This window comes from Saccharothrix coeruleofusca, from assembly GCF_014648515.1.
Taxonomy (GTDB): domain Bacteria; phylum Actinomycetota; class Actinomycetes; order Mycobacteriales; family Pseudonocardiaceae; genus Actinosynnema; species Actinosynnema coeruleofuscum.
Genome location: NZ_BMRG01000014.1, coordinates 55,750 through 57,488 on the forward strand (window position 1 = coordinate 55,750; position 1,739 = coordinate 57,488).

The 1,739-nt window shown below is 73.0% G+C and carries 2 protein-coding genes; one reads left to right on the forward strand and one right to left on the reverse strand.

The genetic code is table 11. From position 1 onward, the window contains the following. Positions 1 to 469, reverse strand: a 469-nt coding sequence (locus IEZ00_RS27055) for a TetR/AcrR family transcriptional regulator (RefSeq protein ID WP_229796132.1), incomplete at its 3' end; no start/stop codon positions are given. Between the two features lie 192 nt (positions 470 to 661). Between IEZ00_RS27055 and nhaA the strand changes: the two genes are divergently transcribed. Then, the coding region (nhaA, locus tag IEZ00_RS27060; RefSeq protein WP_373293205.1) for a Na+/H+ antiporter NhaA at positions 662 to 1,739 on the forward strand (1,078 nt) is incomplete at its 3' end.

Here is a 1,739-nt window from a genome sequence, read left to right on the forward strand (position 1 = left end):
GACCGACCTGCTCGCCCAGCAGCAGCGGCGCGAGCTGCCAGGACACGTACACCACGGCCCGCGCCCGCGAGTCCGCCGTCGGGCGCACCCACCCGGCGGTCTCGCCCTCGGCCAGCCACCGCTCGGTGCGCTCCACGATCCGGTCGAACAGCGCGGTCGCGGCGTCGGTGCCGTCCAGCAGCGCGCGGGCCAGGTAGCGCCGCACCGGCGTCGCCGCCGCCAGCACTTCCGCCAGCGCCTCCCCGCCAAGGTCGTCGCCGCTGTCCATGGCCGCCAGCACGTGCTCGTCGCACGCCTGCCGCAGTCCTTCCTTCGACCCGAAGTGGTGCACCACCAACGCGGGCGAGACCCCGGCGTCCGCGGCGATGGCGCGCACCGAAGCACCTGCCACCCCGTCGACACCGAAGCGCACCAAGGCGGCGTCCCGGATGCGGGCCCGCGCCGTCAGGTCCGACCTGGCTGAACACATGTTCAGAGCATTGAACATTCGTTCAGCCCACCGCAATGCCCAGGGGCGGGTTTTACGCTGTTTTTGCGGTCCCGCCCGCGTTGTTCCACGGCTGCGTCAACGCGACGTCGGTCGTTCACCGCGGTGTGATCCTCGCGTTCGCGCGTGGGTGCCGGCCCCGGGGTACGGTCGGGGTGTTGCCCGTGTGCGGGCATGGTGTGCCGGGAAGCCTGGTCGGCGACGTGTCCAGCCGACCCCGAGGAGCCGCCCGTGCAGCGCCGTGCCGTGAAGTTGTTCGACCGGGGCACCTGGCCCGAGGCCAAGCGGATCGCCGACATCCTCCGACTGGAGACCGTCGGCGGGGTGATCATGCTGGTCGCCGCGCTGCTGGGCCTGGTGTGGGCCAACTCGCCGTGGGCACCGGCCTACGAGGCGCTACGCGAGTTCGAGGTCGGTATCGCGGCGCTGCACCTGGAGCTCAGCGTCGGGCACTGGGCCTCCGACGGCCTGCTGGCGATCTTCTTCTTCGTCGCGGGTTTGGAGCTCAAGCGCGAGTTCGTGGCCGGTGACCTGCGCGACCCGCGGCGGGCGGCGGTGCCGGTGGCCGCCGCGTTCGGCGGGGTCGCGGTGCCCGCCCTGATCTACGCCCTGGTCAACCTCGGCACGCCGGGCGCGGCGTCCGGGTGGGCGATCCCGACCGCCACCGACATCGCCTTCGCCCTGGCCGTGCTGGCGGTGATCGGGCGGTGCCTGCCCACGGCGTTGCGCACGTTCCTGCTCACGCTCGCCGTGGTGGACGACCTGATCGCCATCGTGATCATCGCCGTGTTCTACACCGACGACCTGGCCGCAGTGCCGCTGCTGCTCACGGCCGTGCCGCTGGCGCTGTTCGCCGTGCTGGTGCAGCGGCGGGTGCGCTCGTGGTGGCTGCTGCTACCGCTGGCCGCGCTGACCTGGGGCCTCATGCACGCCTCCGGGGTGCACGCGACCGTGGCCGGGGTGCTGCTGGGCTTCGCCGTGCCGGTCATCCGCCGCGCCCCCGGCGAGGGGCCGGGGCTGGCCGAGCACTTCGAGCACCGCTGGCGGCCGCTGTCGACCGGGGTGGCGGTGCCGGTGTTCGCCTTCTTCGCCTCCGGGGTGTCCATCGGCGGCCTGGCGGGCCTGACCTCGTCGCTGACCGACACCGTCACCCTCGGCATCGTCGCCGGCCTGCTGCTGGGCAAGGTGGTCGGCATCACCGCCGCCACGTGGCTGGTGTCGAGGTTCACCAAGGCCGAACTGGACGGCGACC